At 68.4% G+C, this 14,584-nt stretch carries 15 protein-coding genes and 1 pseudogene; 9 read left to right on the top strand and 7 right to left on the bottom strand.

Features of this window, described 5'->3' with window-relative positions; translation table 11 throughout:
* Together ACYQ8K_RS28810 and ACYQ8K_RS28805 are read left to right on the top strand one after the other, a co-directional pair.
* Positions 1-77 (top strand): hypothetical protein (locus ACYQ8K_RS28810; protein WP_231122602.1); only part of this gene is annotated, 77 nt, incomplete at its 5' end.
* Between the two features lie 32 nt (positions 78-109).
* On the top strand, positions 110-1,531 hold the full coding sequence (locus ACYQ8K_RS28805; protein WP_065030514.1) for an acyl-CoA carboxylase subunit beta: 1,422 nt from the start codon (positions 110-112) through the stop codon (positions 1,529-1,531).
* 21 nt (positions 1,532-1,552) lie between these two features.
* Here ACYQ8K_RS28805 and ACYQ8K_RS28800 read toward each other — a convergent pair whose 3' ends face one another.
* Positions 1,553-3,109, bottom strand: coding sequence for an FAD-dependent monooxygenase (locus ACYQ8K_RS28800; RefSeq protein WP_459974603.1), 1,557 nt, complete (start codon positions 3,107-3,109; stop codon positions 1,553-1,555).
* Positions 3,110-3,288: 179 nt separating this feature from the next.
* Here ACYQ8K_RS28800 and ACYQ8K_RS28795 point away from each other — a divergent pair, with 179 nt between their 5' ends.
* Entirely contained in the window at positions 3,289-3,630 is a 342-nt protein-coding gene (locus ACYQ8K_RS28795) for a hypothetical protein (protein WP_459974601.1), read from the top strand.
* A gap of 6 nt (positions 3,631-3,636) precedes the next feature.
* Here the strand turns inward: ACYQ8K_RS28795 and ACYQ8K_RS28790 are convergent, their stop codons facing one another.
* Together ACYQ8K_RS28790 and ACYQ8K_RS28785 are read right to left on the bottom strand one after the other, a co-directional pair.
* Positions 3,637-5,178, bottom strand: a complete 1,542-nt coding sequence (locus ACYQ8K_RS28790) for a glycerol-3-phosphate dehydrogenase/oxidase (RefSeq protein ID WP_459974599.1) — start codon at positions 5,176-5,178, stop codon at positions 3,637-3,639.
* Complete coding sequence (locus tag ACYQ8K_RS28785; protein ID WP_459974597.1) at positions 5,175-5,744, bottom strand: TetR/AcrR family transcriptional regulator; 570 nt, start codon at positions 5,742-5,744, stop codon at positions 5,175-5,177. Before ACYQ8K_RS28785 ends, ACYQ8K_RS28790 begins: the two co-directional genes overlap by 4 nt.
* A gap of 47 nt (positions 5,745-5,791) precedes the next feature.
* Between ACYQ8K_RS28785 and ACYQ8K_RS28780 the strand changes: the two genes are divergently transcribed.
* Together ACYQ8K_RS28780 and ACYQ8K_RS28775 are read left to right on the top strand one after the other, a co-directional pair.
* Positions 5,792-7,372 carry an FAD-binding oxidoreductase gene (locus tag ACYQ8K_RS28780; protein WP_459974605.1) on the top strand — a complete coding sequence of 527 codons (1,581 nt, stop codon included), beginning with the start codon at positions 5,792-5,794 and terminating at the stop codon, positions 7,370-7,372.
* Positions 7,369-8,310, top strand: a complete 942-nt coding sequence (locus ACYQ8K_RS28775; RefSeq protein ID WP_459974595.1) for a diacylglycerol kinase — start codon at positions 7,369-7,371, stop codon at positions 8,308-8,310. Before ACYQ8K_RS28780 ends, ACYQ8K_RS28775 begins: the two co-directional genes overlap by 4 nt.
* A 23-nt stretch (positions 8,311-8,333) precedes the next feature.
* Here the strand turns inward: ACYQ8K_RS28775 and ACYQ8K_RS28770 are convergent, their stop codons facing one another.
* The 3 genes from ACYQ8K_RS28770 to ACYQ8K_RS28760 all read right to left on the bottom strand — a co-directional run bounded on the left by ACYQ8K_RS28770 (position 8,334) and on the right by ACYQ8K_RS28760 (position 10,875).
* Positions 8,334-8,846, bottom strand: a complete 513-nt coding sequence (locus ACYQ8K_RS28770; protein WP_064953105.1) for a DUF3145 domain-containing protein — start codon at positions 8,844-8,846, stop codon at positions 8,334-8,336.
* Between the two features lie 152 nt (positions 8,847-8,998).
* The gene (locus ACYQ8K_RS28765; protein WP_459974592.1) at positions 8,999-9,817 is read right to left on the bottom strand and encodes a serine hydrolase domain-containing protein; all 819 of its coding nucleotides are present in this window, start codon (positions 9,815-9,817) and stop codon (positions 8,999-9,001) included.
* Positions 9,817-10,875: a class I SAM-dependent methyltransferase gene (locus tag ACYQ8K_RS28760; protein WP_459974590.1), complete on the bottom strand. Its 1,059-nt coding sequence runs from the start codon at positions 10,873-10,875 to the stop codon at positions 9,817-9,819. The genes ACYQ8K_RS28765 and ACYQ8K_RS28760 overlap by 1 nt, the downstream gene beginning before the upstream one ends.
* A gap of 102 nt (positions 10,876-10,977) precedes the next feature.
* Between ACYQ8K_RS28760 and ACYQ8K_RS28755 the strand changes: the two genes are divergently transcribed.
* From ACYQ8K_RS28755 to ACYQ8K_RS28740, 4 genes are all read left to right on the top strand, one after another.
* A complete protein-coding gene (locus ACYQ8K_RS28755; protein WP_459974588.1) occupies positions 10,978-12,063 on the top strand; it encodes an S-(hydroxymethyl)mycothiol dehydrogenase in 1,086 nt (361 codons plus the stop codon).
* Positions 12,063-12,695 carry an MBL fold metallo-hydrolase gene (locus tag ACYQ8K_RS28750; protein WP_459974586.1) on the top strand — a complete coding sequence of 211 codons (633 nt, stop codon included), beginning with the start codon at positions 12,063-12,065 and terminating at the stop codon, positions 12,693-12,695. Before ACYQ8K_RS28755 ends, ACYQ8K_RS28750 begins: the two co-directional genes overlap by 1 nt.
* 47 nt (positions 12,696-12,742) lie before the next feature.
* Positions 12,743-13,837, top strand: coding sequence for a class I SAM-dependent methyltransferase (locus ACYQ8K_RS28745; protein WP_459974584.1), 1,095 nt, complete (start codon positions 12,743-12,745; stop codon positions 13,835-13,837).
* Between the two features lie 73 nt (positions 13,838-13,910).
* Positions 13,911-14,288, top strand: a complete 378-nt coding sequence (locus ACYQ8K_RS28740; protein ID WP_459974582.1) for a hypothetical protein — start codon at positions 13,911-13,913, stop codon at positions 14,286-14,288.
* 24 nt (positions 14,289-14,312) lie between these two features.
* Here ACYQ8K_RS28740 and ACYQ8K_RS28735 read toward each other — a convergent pair.
* A pseudogene (locus ACYQ8K_RS28735) lies at positions 14,313-14,584 on the bottom strand (Hsp70 family protein); the annotation flags it as partial.

The following is a 14,584-nucleotide window of genomic DNA, read 5'->3' as shown; positions in this document are numbered from 1 at the left end:
GCAACTACGAGTACGCGATCAACAACTCGTTCGGCTTCGGCGGACACAACGTGGCCATCGCCTTCGGGCGCTACTGAACCGAGCAACACCGAATATCAGGAGACCTGCGATGACTATCACGGCCCCCGAGACGGTTGGCGAGTCGCTCGACCCTCGCGACCCGCTGTTGCGCCTGAGCACCTTCTTCGACGATGACACCGTCGAGCTGCTGCACGAGCGCGATCGTTCCGGCGTCCTTGCCGCCGCGGGGACCGTGAACGGTGTGCGCACCATCGCGTTCTGCACCGACGGCACCGTCATGGGCGGCGCGATGGGCATCGAGGGCTGCACGCACATCGTCAATGCCTACGACACCGCCATCGAGGAGCAGAGCCCGATCGTGGGCATCTGGCACTCCGGCGGTGCGCGGCTGGCCGAGGGTGTGAAGGCGCTTCACGCCGTCGGCCTGGTCTTCGAGGCGATGATCCGGGCGTCCGGTTACATCCCGCAGATCTCGGTGGTCGTCGGGTTCGCGGCCGGCGGTGCCGCCTATGGGCCGGCCCTGACCGATGTGATCGTGATGGCTCCGGAGAGCCGGGTGTTCGTCACCGGGCCGGACGTGGTGCGCAGCGTCACCGGCGAGGACGTGGACATGTGCTCGCTCGGTGGCCCGGAGACCCACCACAAGAAGTCCGGGGTGTGCCACATCGTCGCCGACGACGAGCTCGACGCGTACGAGCGTGGTCGCCGGTTGGTCGGATTGTTCTGCCAGCAGGGGCATTTCGACCGCAACAAGGCCGAGGCCGGCGACACCGATATCCACGCCCTGCTGCCCGAGTCGGCGCGGCGGGCGTATGACGTGCGCCCGATCGTGACCGCGATCCTCGACGACGAGACGCCGTTCGACGAGTTCCAGGCCAACTGGGCGCCGTCGATGGTGATCGGTCTGGGCCGGTTGTCCGGCCGGACGGTCGGCGTGCTGGCCAACAACCCGCTGCGCCTGGGCGGTTGCCTGAACTCCGAAAGCGCCGAGAAGGCAGCACGTTTCGTGCGGCTGTGCGATGCCTTCGGCATTCCGCTGGTGGTGATCGTCGACGTGCCCGGGTACCTGCCCGGTGTCGACCAGGAGTGGGGTGGCGTGGTGCGCCGCGGCGCCAAGCTGCTGCACGCGTTCGGCGAGTGCACTGTTCCGCGCGTCACGCTGGTCACCCGAAAGACCTACGGCGGGGCCTACATTGCGATGAACTCGCGGTCACTGAACGCGACCAAGGTGTACGCGTGGCCGGATGCCGAGGTCGCGGTGATGGGCGCCAAGGCCGCCGTCGGCATTCTGCACAAGAAGAAGCTCGCCGCCGCGGCGGATCACGAGCGCGAAGCGCTGCACGATCAGCTGGCCGCCGAGCATGAGCGGATCGCGGGCGGCGTGGACAGCGCCATCGAGATCGGCGTGGTCGACGAGAAGATCGACCCGTCGCACACCCGCAGCAAGCTCACCGAGGCGCTGGCCCAGGCGCCCGCGCGACGCGGCCGCCACAAGAACATCCCGCTGTAAATTTTCGACCCGCGAGCGTACCTACGCTCGCGCAGGCAGCCGGCCCAGGATCGCCGAAAGCGCTTGCCGCAGCTCCCCTTCGGGGTCGGCGGGAAGATCGTCGGAGCGCCACCCGACGAAGTCGTCCGGGCGGATCAGCAGCGCCCCATCCGGCGGCAGTCCGGTGACCGCCGCCCACTTGTCGCTGTAGAAGCGATGCGCGGCCAGCGAGACCGAAGCCGCTGCCGCACACCATCGCTCGTCGCCGGACAGCACGGTGAATCGGGGCCCCAGCAGGTCGAGCGTCGACACGCCCTCGCGCACCCAGACGTGCGGTACCCGGGTGCCGGGCTGAGCGCGCAACCCGTCCACCAGGCCGTCGCCGTCCGCGTCGCGTGCCAGGACCGCGGCAGAGTGGTAGCGGTATCCGATGAGCAGGGCGAACATCGAACACTCCTCGTCCGCCGGCAGCTGCGGCGCGTCGCCACCCGGCCGCAGCAGGGCCATCGACGGCCCGGTAAGCGACTGGCGCGCGGCGAATCGGCCCACCGGATGCCGCTCGTCGTGATAGGTGTCGAGCAGTTCGGGACCGGCGTGCCCGTCGAGGACGGCGGCGAGTTTCCACGCCAGATTGTGCGCGCTCTGGATGGCGGTGTTGGCTCCCCCGGCCTTGAACGGCGGCATGGTGTGTGCCGAATCGCCCACGAGAAAGGCACGCCCGCAACGGAATTGGTCGGCCACCTGTTCGTAGGGTTGCCATGCCGCCACCTCGATGATGTCGATGTCCATCGACTCGCCGAAGGCCTTGGTCAGCACGTCGCGGCAGCGCTGCGGGGTGAACTGCTCGGCCGTCTCGCCCGCCGCAGGAAAGTAGGTGGTGATGAACATGCCGAGGTCGCCCTCTGCGACCAGGAAGATCCCGTCCACGTCGTCGTTCTTGACCTGCACGCCATCGCCGTCGTGCAACTCCGGGACGAACCGTCGCCAGGGCGCCCGGAAGTAGACGAAGACGACGTAGATCGGCAGCGCACCGTACCCGGATGTGCTGATGCCCAACCGGTTACGGAGCGGGCTGTGCACGCCGTCGGCGCCGACGAGATAGTCGGCGCGGACGGTCTCCGACTTTCCCGACTCGGCGTCGCGCACCACGGCGGTGACACCGGTCTGGTCCAGCTCGACCGAGGACAGCTCCGTGCCGTAGCGCACCTCGCCGCCGCCTCGTCGCGCCGCATCGCGCAGGATCGGCTCGAGCCGGCTTTGCGGGCAGTATTGTGCCGCCGGCTCGGGGCTCAGCGTGTCCAGTCCGGCGAAGATCGCCTCGATGTCGAGCGCCGGTGCTTCCGCGGCGCTGTTGAGCGTCGGTTTGACGACCAGCGCCGAGACGTGCTCGGCGACCGCGCGCACCTCGTCGCGAAGCCCCAGGCCGCGCAGTACTTCCGAGCTGCGGAAACTCAGATTGCGTGCCTTCGGATAGAGGAAGAATTCCCGTCGCTTTTCGACCAGCAGCGAGCGAACCCCGTGCTGGGCCAGCAACGCCGACGTGGCCAGCCCGCCGACGCCGGCTCCGACGATGAGTACCGGAACACGTGTAGCCGTCACGCTCACCTCCGAACGCAGTGGGACAAAGTGATAGTAACTATCATTATACATTGACTGCCATAAAGATAGGTGGCATCCGGAAATTCCAGCTAAGGGCTGTTGCCGCGTCAGCTGGAGTGGGTAACCAACGCACCAACGGGCGTCAGTGGAATCAGCTCCTAGCCAGAAGGCGGCATCGCATGGTTCGTGAAGAAGGGGGCCGGTGGGACGTCGGCATCCAGAACAACGCGGTTTACCTCGCACGCATATCGGAGAGCGACAAACGGATATTCGATGATTCGATATCGGCAGAAGAGGCCCGTGACCTCGCTGGCCTACTGACGAAGTTCGCGGCCAAGCTCGAAGAGTCCGCGGAGTCCGACAGCACCGAGGAGTCCAAGGACGGCGAGGACTCCAAAGACGACACGGACTCCAAACACGACGAAGACTCCAAAGACAACGAGGACTCCGAAGACGACACGGACTCCGAAGACGACACGGACTCCAAGGACGACAAGGACTCCGATAATTCGTCGGACTAGGTTCGGCTAGCCGAAGCGCGCCAGGAACTCCTCGGCGACGGCGACGGCCCGCTCCCGATCGCGCGCCACCAACCCGATCCGGGTCCGCCGGTCCAGGATGTCGGAAACGTCGAGAGCGCCCTCATGAGTTACCGCGTAAGCGAATTCGGCCCTGCTGACGTCGATTCCCTCCACGGCCGGCTCGGTCGGACGGTCGCAGGCCGCGACGGCGACGACCTTGTGCGCCTCGGCGCCGTACCGCTGCACCAGCGACGGCGGCAGCTCGGTGTCGCTGGCCGCGATCACCCCGGGATTGGCCGGCGCCCCGATCAGCGGCAGGTTGCGGGTCCGGCATTTCCCGGCGCGCAGGCGCCGCACCCGAATCGCGCGATCCAGCACATCCTGTGCCATGTAGCGGTATTCGGTCAGCTTGCCGCCGATCACGCTGATCACCCCGGACCCCGATTCCACGACGGCATGCTCGCGGGAGACATCGGCGGTGCGGCCTTCGCCGGTATCGATCAGCGGCCGCAGCCCGGCGTAGGCGCCGATCACGTCGGTGGCGGACAGCCCGGTACCCAACGCGGTGTTCACCGTGTCCAGCAGGAACGTGATCTCTTCGACGGACGGCTCGGGCACGTCCGGAATGGGGCCGGGGGCCGCCTCGTCGGTCAGCCCCAGATAAACCCGGCCCAGTTGTTCGGGCATGGCGAAGACGAAGCGATTGAGCTCACCGGGGATCGGAATGGTCAGCGCCGCAGTCGGATTGCCGAAGGTCTGAGCGTCGAAGACCAGATGCGTGCCGCGACTGGGCCGTAACCGCAACGCGCCATCGATCTCGCCGGCCCACACCCCGGCCGCGTTGATGACCGCGCCCGCCGACACGTCGAACGACTCACCCGCGCGCAGGTCGGTCAGTCGCACCGAGGTGCCGGTGGCCCGCGATGCCGACACCCGGGTCAGGATCCGCGCACCGTGCTGCGCCGCGGTGCGCGCGACCGCGGCGACCAGTCGGGCGTCGTCGATCAACTGACCGTCGTAGGCCAGGAATCCCCCGTTGAGGCCGTCGCGCCGCACGGTCGGCGCCATCTCCACGACGCGCTGGGCCGAAACCCGGCGCGAGCGGGGCAGGGTCGACGCCGGCGTGCCGGCGAGGAACCGCAGCGCGTCACCGGCCAGGAACCCGCCGCGCACCAGCGCCCGCTTGCCTGGGCTCATCGACGGCAGCAACGGCACCAGCTGGGGCATCGCGTGAACCAGGTGGGGGGCGTTGCGCGTCATCAGGATTCCGCGCTCGAGGGCGCTGCGCCGGGCGATGCCCACGTTGCCGGTTGCCAGGTAGCGCAGCCCGCCGTGCACGAGCTTGGAACTCCAGCGGCTGGTGCCGAACGCCAGATCGTGTTTCTCCACCAGCGCCACCCGCAGGCCGCGCGCCGCGGCATCCAGCGCGATGCCGGCGCCGGTGATGCCGCCGCCGATCACCACGACGTCCAGCGCCTCGCCGTCGGCGAGGGCGGCCAGGTCGGCGGCGCGGCGGGCGGCATTCAGGGCGGTCGGATCGGGTATCACGACAGGTATCCGTTCAGCGAGTAGGCCAGCTCGGTGGCCAGGGCGTCGGCGTCGAGCATCGGTTCGACGATCTGCGCTGACTGGATCGTCGACTGGGCGATCAACAGCACCATGGTCGCCATCTGGACGGGGTCACCGAGCCGGACGCTGCCGTGCCCCTGAGCCACCCGCAGCCGGGCGGCCAGGGCGTCGATCAGCATGCGCTGGCTGGTCCCCAGGCGCTCGGTGATGTAGGTCGACGCGAGATCCGAGTGCAGCACCGACATCACCAACTTGTCCACCCGCAACAGATCCGTCACCGTAACTATCTGTCGCACAAGCGATTCCCGATCGTTCCCGAGCAACGGGGCGTCGCGCATCACCTCGGTGATGTGCTGGGTCAGCAGCGCCGCAACGATCGACGGCGTGTCCGGCCAGCGCCGGTACACCGTCGGCCTGCTGACCCCCGCGCGCCGGGCTATCTCGGCGAGGGTCACGCGCTCCACGCCGAAATCCACCACGCAGCTGGCGGCGGCCGCGAGGATGCGCTCGCCGGTGTCCAACCGTGTGTTACGGATTGACAACATATGTAATACTGTAACGCATGACCGATCCCCAGGGGCTGTTGCCGCCGATGAAATGGAACGCGTGGGGAGACCCCGCCGCGGCCAAGCCGCTCTCGGAGGGGATCCGGTCGTTGCTGCAGCAGGCCGTGGGGGTTGAGGGGTCTCGCACGGCCGAACTGCGAGCCGACCAGGTCCAATTGCGCCCGTCGGCGTTGTCGGAGTCCGATCGAGACGCGCTGGCCGCCATCGTCGGCGCCGAATACTGTCGCACGGCCGACCCCGATCGGCTGCTGCACGCGGGCGGCAAATCCACCATCGACCTGCTACGCCGCAACGACGAAGGCGTCCAGGACGCGCCCGACGCCGTGCTGCTTCCCGGCGATGACGACGCCGTTGCCGCGATCCTGCGCCATTGCTCGCAGCGTCGCATCGCCGTCGTGCCCTTCGGCGGGGGCACCAGCGTGGTCGGTGGGCTCGACCCCGACCGCGGGGAGTTCTCCGCCGTCGTATCGCTCGATCTGCGCCGCTTCGACCAGCTGATCTCGCTGGACGACGTGTCCGGGCAGGCCGTCTTCGGGGCCGGGGTCACCGGGCCGGAGGCCGAGCGACTCCTCGGCGCACAAGGCTTTTCGCTCGGCCATTTCCCGCAGAGTTTCGAGTACGCCACCATCGGTGGCTTCGCCGCGACCCGCTCCTCCGGTCAGGACTCGGCGGGCTACGGCCGGTTCAACGACATGGTGCGCGGCCTGCGGGTGGTCACCCCGGTGGGCACCCTGGATCTGGGTCGCGCACCGGAATCCGCCGCGGGCCCCGACCTGCGCCAGCTGTTGATCGGCTCGGAGGGCACCCTCGGCGTCATCACCCTGGTGCGGCTGCGCGTGCACCGCGTGCCGGAAGCGGTCCGCTATGAGGCGTGGTCGTTCCCCGACTTCGCGACCGGGGCCGCGGCCCTGCGTGCCGTCACCCAAAATGCCACCGGCCCCACCGTCATTCGGCTCTCCGACGAGGCCGAGACCGGAGTCAACCTGGCCACCACCGAGGCGATCGGCGAATCTCAGATCACGGGCGGATGCCTGGCCATCGCCGTGTTCGAGGGCACCACGGAACACGTCGAAAGCCGGCACGCCGAAACCAGCGCGCTGCTGGCGGCCCGGGGCGGAACCTCGCTCGGCGACGGTCCGGCCCAGGCCTGGGAGCGCGGCCGATTCGGCGCACCCTACCTGCGCGACTCACTGCTCGCGGCCGGCGCGCTGTGCGAAACGCTGGAGACCGCGACCGACTGGGCAGGCGTCCCCGCGCTGAAAGCCGCTGTCACCCAAGCGCTTACCGATGCGCTCGCCGCGACCGGCACACCCGCCCTGGTGATGTGCCACATTTCGCACGTCTATCCCACCGGCGCCTCGTTGTACTTCACCGTCGTCGCGGGGCAACGGGGCAACCCGATCGAGCAATGGAAAGCCGCCAAAAAGGCCGCGTCGGATGCCATCATGGCCACCGGCGGGACCATTACCCACCACCACGCGGTCGGCGCCGACCACCGGCCGTGGATGCGCGACGAGATAGGCGAGCTGGGAGTGCAGGTGTTACGCGCGGTCAAGGCGACACTGGATCCGGCCGGAATTCTCAATCCCGGCAAGCTGATTCCGTGACGGCCGAGCCGCGCCGCCATGAGATCGGCAAGGTGATCGCGCTGACCAACCCGGTGTCGGGCCACGGAGCCGCGGTGCACGCCGCCCAGCTCGCGATCGCCCGGCTGCACCGGCGCGGCGTGGAGGTCGTCGAAATCATCGGCGACGACGCGCAAGACGCCCGCCATCTGGTCGGCGCGGCCCTGGAGAAGGGCGCCGACGCGGTCATGGTGACCGGAGGCGACGGCGTCGTCTCCAACGCGCTGCAGGTGTTGGCGGGCAGCGACGTTCCGCTGGGTGTGATTCCGGCCGGCACCGGCAACGACCACGCCCGCGAATTCGGCATCCCCACCAAGGACGCCGAGGCCGCCGCCGATATCGTCGTCGACGGCTGCACGGAATCCATTGACCTGGGCCTGATTCGGGACAGCACCGGGAGCGAGAAATGGTTCGGCACAGTGGCGGCCACCGGTTTCGATTCGCTGGTCACCGATCGCGCTAACCGGATGACCTGGCCGCACGGCCGGCTGCGCTATTACGTCGCGATGCTCGCCGAGCTGTCACAGTTGCGGCTCTTGCCATTTCGCATGGTGCTCGACGGCTGCAAAGAGCTCGACGCGGCGATCACGCTCGCCGCCTTCGGCAACACCCGCAGCTACGGCGGCGGGCTGCAGATCTGCCCCGGCGCCGACCACACCGACGGCCTGCTCGACATCACCATGGTGCACGAGGCATCGCGCACCAAGTTGGTCCGCCTGTTCCCGACGGTCATGAAGGGCACCCATGTCAACCTCGACGAGGTGAGCACGGCGCGGGCCAAATCCGTCCACGTCGAATGCCCCGGGATCAACGTCTACGCCGACGGCGACTTCGCCTGCGCGCTACCGGCCGAGATCTCGGTGGTCCCGGGCGCTCTGCAGATTCTGCGCCGGGCCAACCTCATGACCGAGTACGACTAGCGCGTTTGAGAGTCACCGATCGACTAGCCGACGCCGCGGCTCAGCCAGGTCACCTCGCCGACGTCGCCGCCGTCGCGGTAGGCCTCGAGCGCCTCGTCCCAGGCCGTGCCGAGCACCGAGTCCAATTCCGCGGCCAGGGTGTCGGCGCCCTGGGCCATCATCGCCCGCAGCCGCATCTCCCCGACCATGATGTCGCCGTTGGCGCTCATCGCCCCGCTCCACAGGCCGAGCTGCGGGGTGTGGCTGAACCGGTGGCCGTCGACGCCGGGGCTGGGGTCCTCGGTGACCTCGAACCGCAGCACGGACCAGGACCGCAGCGCGTTGGCCAGTTTGGCACCGGTGCCCACCGGCCCGACCCAGTTGGTGACCGCGCGCAGCTGCCCGGGCATCGCCGGCTGGGGCGTCCAGTTCAGATTCGCCTTGGCGCCCAGGGACGACGACAACGCCCACTCGACATGCGGGCAAACCGCCGCGGGTGACGCGTGCACGTACACCACGCCGGTCGTCACGTCGGCGAATTGATTCGACGCTCGCATTTCCTGCTCCTTCGGTTCCACGAGGGACGTCTTCCCCAACGACCTGCGGACCCGACAAACAGGGCAGCGTGCTTGAAATCTTCGATTTTTTGTGTGTCGTGCGTGTCTATTGTGCCTTGTGATACCCCTGTTGCGCTAGTGTGCATTTCCCACTAGCTGTAATCGGCTATCACGGCGTCCGAAAGCGCTGGCCACGGCCGCAGCGCCCACTCCCCGAAATCCCGGTCCGTGAGAACCACCAGCGCCAGGTCTTTTTCCGGATCTGCCCAGATAAACCCGCCCGCTTGGCCGAAGTGGCCGTACGTCCGCGCGGAATTCTGGGCGCCCGTCCAGTGCGGCGATTTCGTGTCCCGGAGCTCGAAACCCAGCCCCCAATCGTTGGGCCGCTGCACCCCGTAACCGGGCAGAACGCCGTCCAAACCGGGAAACTGCACCGTCGTCGCCTCGGCGTGCAGGCCCTGCGAGACCGTCGCCGGGCGCAGCAAGTCCCCGGCGAACACCGCCAGGTCGGCCACCGTCGACCTGGCCCCGAACCCGGCGGCCACCGCGCCGCCGTGCAGCTGGGTCGCCGCCATGCCCAGCGGCTCGCACACCGCCTCGGTCAGGTAGCGCGCAAACTCGATGCCGGTCTCGCGCTCCACGGTCTGGCCCAGCACGGTGAAGCCCTGGTTGGAGTAGATCCGCCGGGCGCCGGGCGCGGCCAGCACCCGGTCGTCGTGCATCGACAGACCCGAGGTGTGGGCAAGCAGGTGGCGGACGGTCGCGCCGGGCGGGCCGGCCGGCGTGTCGAGCTCGACCGCGCCTTCCTCGATGGCGACCTGCACGGCCCGGGCCGCCAGCGGCTTGGTCACCGAGGCCAGCTCGAACACCCGCTCGATGTCGCCGTGACTCGCCAACACGCCGCCCGGGCCGATTACCGCCGCGGCGGCGGCCCCGACCGGCCAGTCGTTCAGGGCATCGAGGGCCGCCATCACTTCCGGGCGATGTAGTAGTTGTTGATCGGGTCCGACTCGATCTCGGCCACGCTCACGTCGCCGAACCCGGCATCGCCCAGCATCGAGACGGCCAGCTGCGTCCCCCAGGCGGTGCCCAGTCCGGCGCCGTCCAGCGCCAACGACACCGTCATGCAGTGCATCAGCGACGTCGTGTACAGGTAGGTGCTCATCGGGACGCCGACGTTCTCCTCGAGCCGGCTCGACGCCTTGATGTCGGCCATCAGCAGCACACCGCCGGGCCGCAGCGCGCGATGGATGTTCTCCAGGACGCGCGCCGGCTGCGCCTGATCGTGGATGGCGTCGAAGACGGTGATGACGTCGTAGGCGTCCGCCTTGTCCAAATCAGCGAGATTGTGGCTTTCGAAGGCCGCGTTGGAGAGGCCGCGCTCGGCGGCTTCCGCGATCCCGGTGGCGATAGCCTGCTCGGAAAAGTCGATGCCGGTGAAACGGCTGGCCGGAAACGCTTGCGCCATCACGTTGATGGCGTGCCCGCTGCCGCAGCCGAAATCCGCGACGTCGGCTCCGGACCGGAGCCGTTCCACGAGGCCGTCCACCAACGGCAGCACCACGTCGACCAGCGCGGTGTCGTAGACGACCCCGCTCTGCTCAGCCATCAACGCGTGGAAGCGGGGGAACTCGCTGTACGGCAGCCCGCCCCCGGCGCGGAAGCACCCGATGATCTTTTGCTCGACCTCCGCGAGCACCGGAACGAACAGGGTCACCAGGGCCAGGTTGTCCGGTCCGGCCTCGCGCGTCAGCACCTTGGCGCGCTCCGCGGGCAACGAGTAGGTCGCGGTGCCGGGGTCGTAGTCGACGACGCGTCCGGTGGTCATACCGGCCAGCCACTCCCGGACGTAGCGTTCGTTGAGACCGGCCGCCTCGGCGATCTGCTCGCTGGTGGCCGGCGCCTGCCCGGCCATCGTGTCCAGCAGCCCCGTCTGATGCCCGATGCTGAGCAGCAGCGTCAGGCTGGCGCCGTCGATCGCCGCGGTGATTCGTTCGGTGAATTCTTCGGTGGTTTCCAAAGCCGTCACGCCCAGGGACGCTACACCCGGTTGACGGCCGGCCGGTTGCCCAGAGCGATGGGTGGACAACCCGCCGCGAGATGTATGGCGGCGGTCAGTAGGTTGGAGCCCATGAGTCAGACAGTGCGCGGCGTGATTTCACGCAAGAAGGGCGAACCCGTTGAGTTGGTGGACATCGTCGTCCCGGATCCCGGGCCCGGGGAGGCTCTGGTCGACGTAATCGCCTGCGGGGTGTGCCACACCGACCTGACCTACCGCGAGGGCGGCATCAACGACGAATATCCTTTCCTGCTCGGCCACGAGGCCGCCGGCCGGGTCGAGGCCGTCGGCCCGGACGTGACCGCCGTCGCGCCGGGCGACTTCGTCGTCCTGAACTGGCGCGCGGTGTGCGGGCAGTGCCGGGCCTGCAAGCGCGGGCGCCCGCACCTGTGCTTCGACACCTTCAATGCCACCCAGAAGATGACGCTGACCGACGGCACCGAGCTCACGCCCGCGCTGGGCATCGGCGCGTTCGCCGACAAGACGCTGGTGGCCGCCGGCCAGTGCACCAAGGTCAATCCCGAGGCAGACCCCGCGGTCGCGGGCCTGCTGGGCTGCGGGGTGATGGCCGGGCTCGGCGCGGCGATCAACACCGGCGCCGTCACCCGCGACGACACCGTCGCCGTCATCGGTTGCGGCGGCGTGGGTGACGCCGCGATCGCCGGTGCGGCGCTGGTGGGCGCCCGGCGGATCATCGCCGTCGACACCGACAACACCAAACTGGACTGGGCCCGCAAGTTCGGCGCCACGCACACCGTGAACGCCCGCGAACTCGACGTGGTCAAGACCATCCAGGACCTCACCGACGGGTTCGGCGCCAACGTGGTGATCGACGCCGTGGGCCGGCCGGAAACCTGGAAGCAGGCCTTCTACGCCCGCGACCTCGCCGGAACCGTTGTGCTGGTTGGTGTTCCAACCCCCGACATGCGCCTGGACATGCCGCTGGTGGACTTCTTCAGCCACGGCGGTTCGCTGAAGTCGTCGTGGTATGGCGACTGCCTGCCCGAACGCGACTTCCCCACCTTGATCGACCTGTATCTGCAGGGCCGGCTGCCGCTGGAGCAGTTCGTCTCCGAGCGCATCGGGCTCGGCGACGTGGAAGAGGCGTTCCACCGCATGCACGGCGGCGAGGTGCTGCGCTCGGTGGTGATCCTGTAATGGCCACCATCGACAAGATCGTCACCCACGGCACCTTCGAACTCGACGGTGGCAGTTGGGAAGTCGACAACAACATCTGGATCGTCGGCGACGACTCCGACGTGGTGGTGTTCGACGCCGCGCATTCCGCCGAGCCGATCGTGGCGGCGGTGGGTAAGCGCAATGTGGTCGCGGTGGTGTGCACCCACGGCCACAACGACCACGTCACCGTGGCACCCGAACTGGGCGCGGCGCTGGACGCCCCGGTGCTGTTGCACCCCGGCGACGAAGTGCTGTGGCGAATGACCCACCCGGATAAGGGCTTTCGCACGATCGCCGACGGTGACACGCTCGACGTCGCCGGCACCGAGCTGCTGGCGCTGCACACGCCGGGCCACTCCCCCGGATCGGTGTGCTGGTACGCGCCGGAACTGGGCCCCAGAGGCGTCGTGTTCTCCGGGGACACCCTGTTCTCCGGAGGCCCCGGCGCGACCGGGCGCTCCTATTCCGACTTCCCGACCATCCTGCAGTCGATTTCCGGCCGACTCGGGACGTTGCCCGGCGATACCGTCGTGCACACCGGCCACGGCGACAGCACCACCATCGGCGACGAAATCGTGCACTACGAGGAGTGGGTGGCCCGCGGGCACTGATTCCTCCACGCCGAACTGTCAACCGGCTCGGCCTCTATCGTTGACCCATGCCGCCTGAACCCCGGATGCCCGAATCGAGCATTGTGGTGCGGCCCGAGCCTGCCTACACGGAGGCGTCGCGGCTGCGGGCCGCCGGGTTGGCGCAGGCGATCGCGGCATTCGAGCGGGCCGCCGAGCAGGTGACGCTGCCCAGGGCTCCGCAGCCGATTGTCATCGCCGACTACGGCGCGGCCAACGGACACAATTCACTCCGGCCGCTGTCGGCGGCCATCGCGGTGCTGCGTCGCCGCACCCGACACGATCACGCAATCCTGGTGGCGCACACCGACGTTCCGGGTAACGACTTCGCCGCGCTGTTCGAGACGGTGCACGACGACCCGGAGAGCTACCTGCACTCCGACACCGCGGCGTTCACCTCGGCGGTCGGCCGTTCCTTTTATGACCAGATCGTGCCGTCCAAGACCGTCAACCTGGGCTGGACGTCGTGGGCCACGCAGTGGCTGAGCCGGACTCCCTGCGAGGTGCACGATCACGTGCACGTCTCGCGCAGCAAGGACGACGCCGTGCACTCGGCCTATGCCGATCAGGCGGCGCTGGACTGGCACAACTTCGTCGCCTTCCGCGGACGGGAGTTGGCCCCCGAGGGGAGGCTGGTGGCGCTGACACTCGCCGCCGACGAGGACGACACGGCGGGCTTCGCGCCGCTGCTGGACGCCATCGTCGAGGCGCTGGACGATCAGGCGCGCGACGGCCTGCTGAGCCCGGATGAGTTGCGGCGCATGACGATTCCGACGTTCGCCCGCGCCGAGAAGGACTTTCGTGCCCCGTTCGCGCCGAAGGGGCGATTCGAGGGCCTGATGATCGAGCACCTCGAGATGTTCAACGCCGAGGATCGGTTCTGGGCGCGCTACCAGTTGGACCACGACGCAGAGGCTTTCGGCGCGCAATGGGCGGCCTTCGCCCGGTTCGCGCTGTTCCCCTCCCTGGTGACCGCACTCGACGGTGGGGTCCACGACGAGCGCGCGGCGCAATTCGTCGAGCGGCTGGCGGCCGCGGTGGCTCAACGTCTGTCCAGTGCGCCCGAGCCGATGCGGATCCCGCAGGCCGTGGTCGTGCTGGTCAAGCGCGACGCACTGCGCTGATGAGCGTTTCAGCACGTCCACGCAGCGGGTAACCCTCAGCAATCGTCAACCTGCGACTGCAAGGGGGTAGACCATGAGCGTGCAGGACGATAAAGGGGCTGATCAAGAGGATGGTCAACGGTTAACCGAGAAGCCAGAGCCGGACGAGGACGACAAAAAAGAGGCCGCCAAGATGATGGAGGCCTATGAGGACAAGCCGACGATCGTGCTGCCCGGCACGGGTGGCAGCGTGTCCGGCACGGCGGTCAACGAGTGGCTGGACGAAGAGGGCAATCCTAAGGACGAAGCGCCCGAGGGCGCGGATGCCCAGTCGAAGTCCGATGACGACGAGCGGCACGAGCAGGCTTTGCAGGATCAGATCGACAAGGACAAGGCCCTCAACGAGGTCCTCCGAGAGGCAGCCAAGGCCGAGAACAAGGGCGAAAAGGGCAAAAAGGGCGAAAAGGGTTGAGCTGAGCCCGAATTGACCCGAGTCTCAATGAGCGGGTATCGGCCCCAGCACGTTGATGCCCAGGTTGCCCTCGATTTCCTGAATGATCTGGTTGACGCGGTCGAGCCCGGGGATGGGTTCGTTGACGCCCGGAACTGGTGGGATCGGCGGGGCTGCCACTTTGCGCGGGGCCGCCGGACGGGCGGGCGCGGCCGGTGGGGCCGCCTGTGGAGTCGCGCGGGGCGTCGTGGTCATCGGCGTCTCGGTCTCGGCGGGCGGGGTGGTGTCGGAGGTTGACGGCACCGGAACATCCGGTG

Source organism: Mycobacterium sp. MUNTM1 (assembly GCF_054660795.1).
This window is presented reverse-complemented; position numbering and strand designations above follow the sequence as displayed.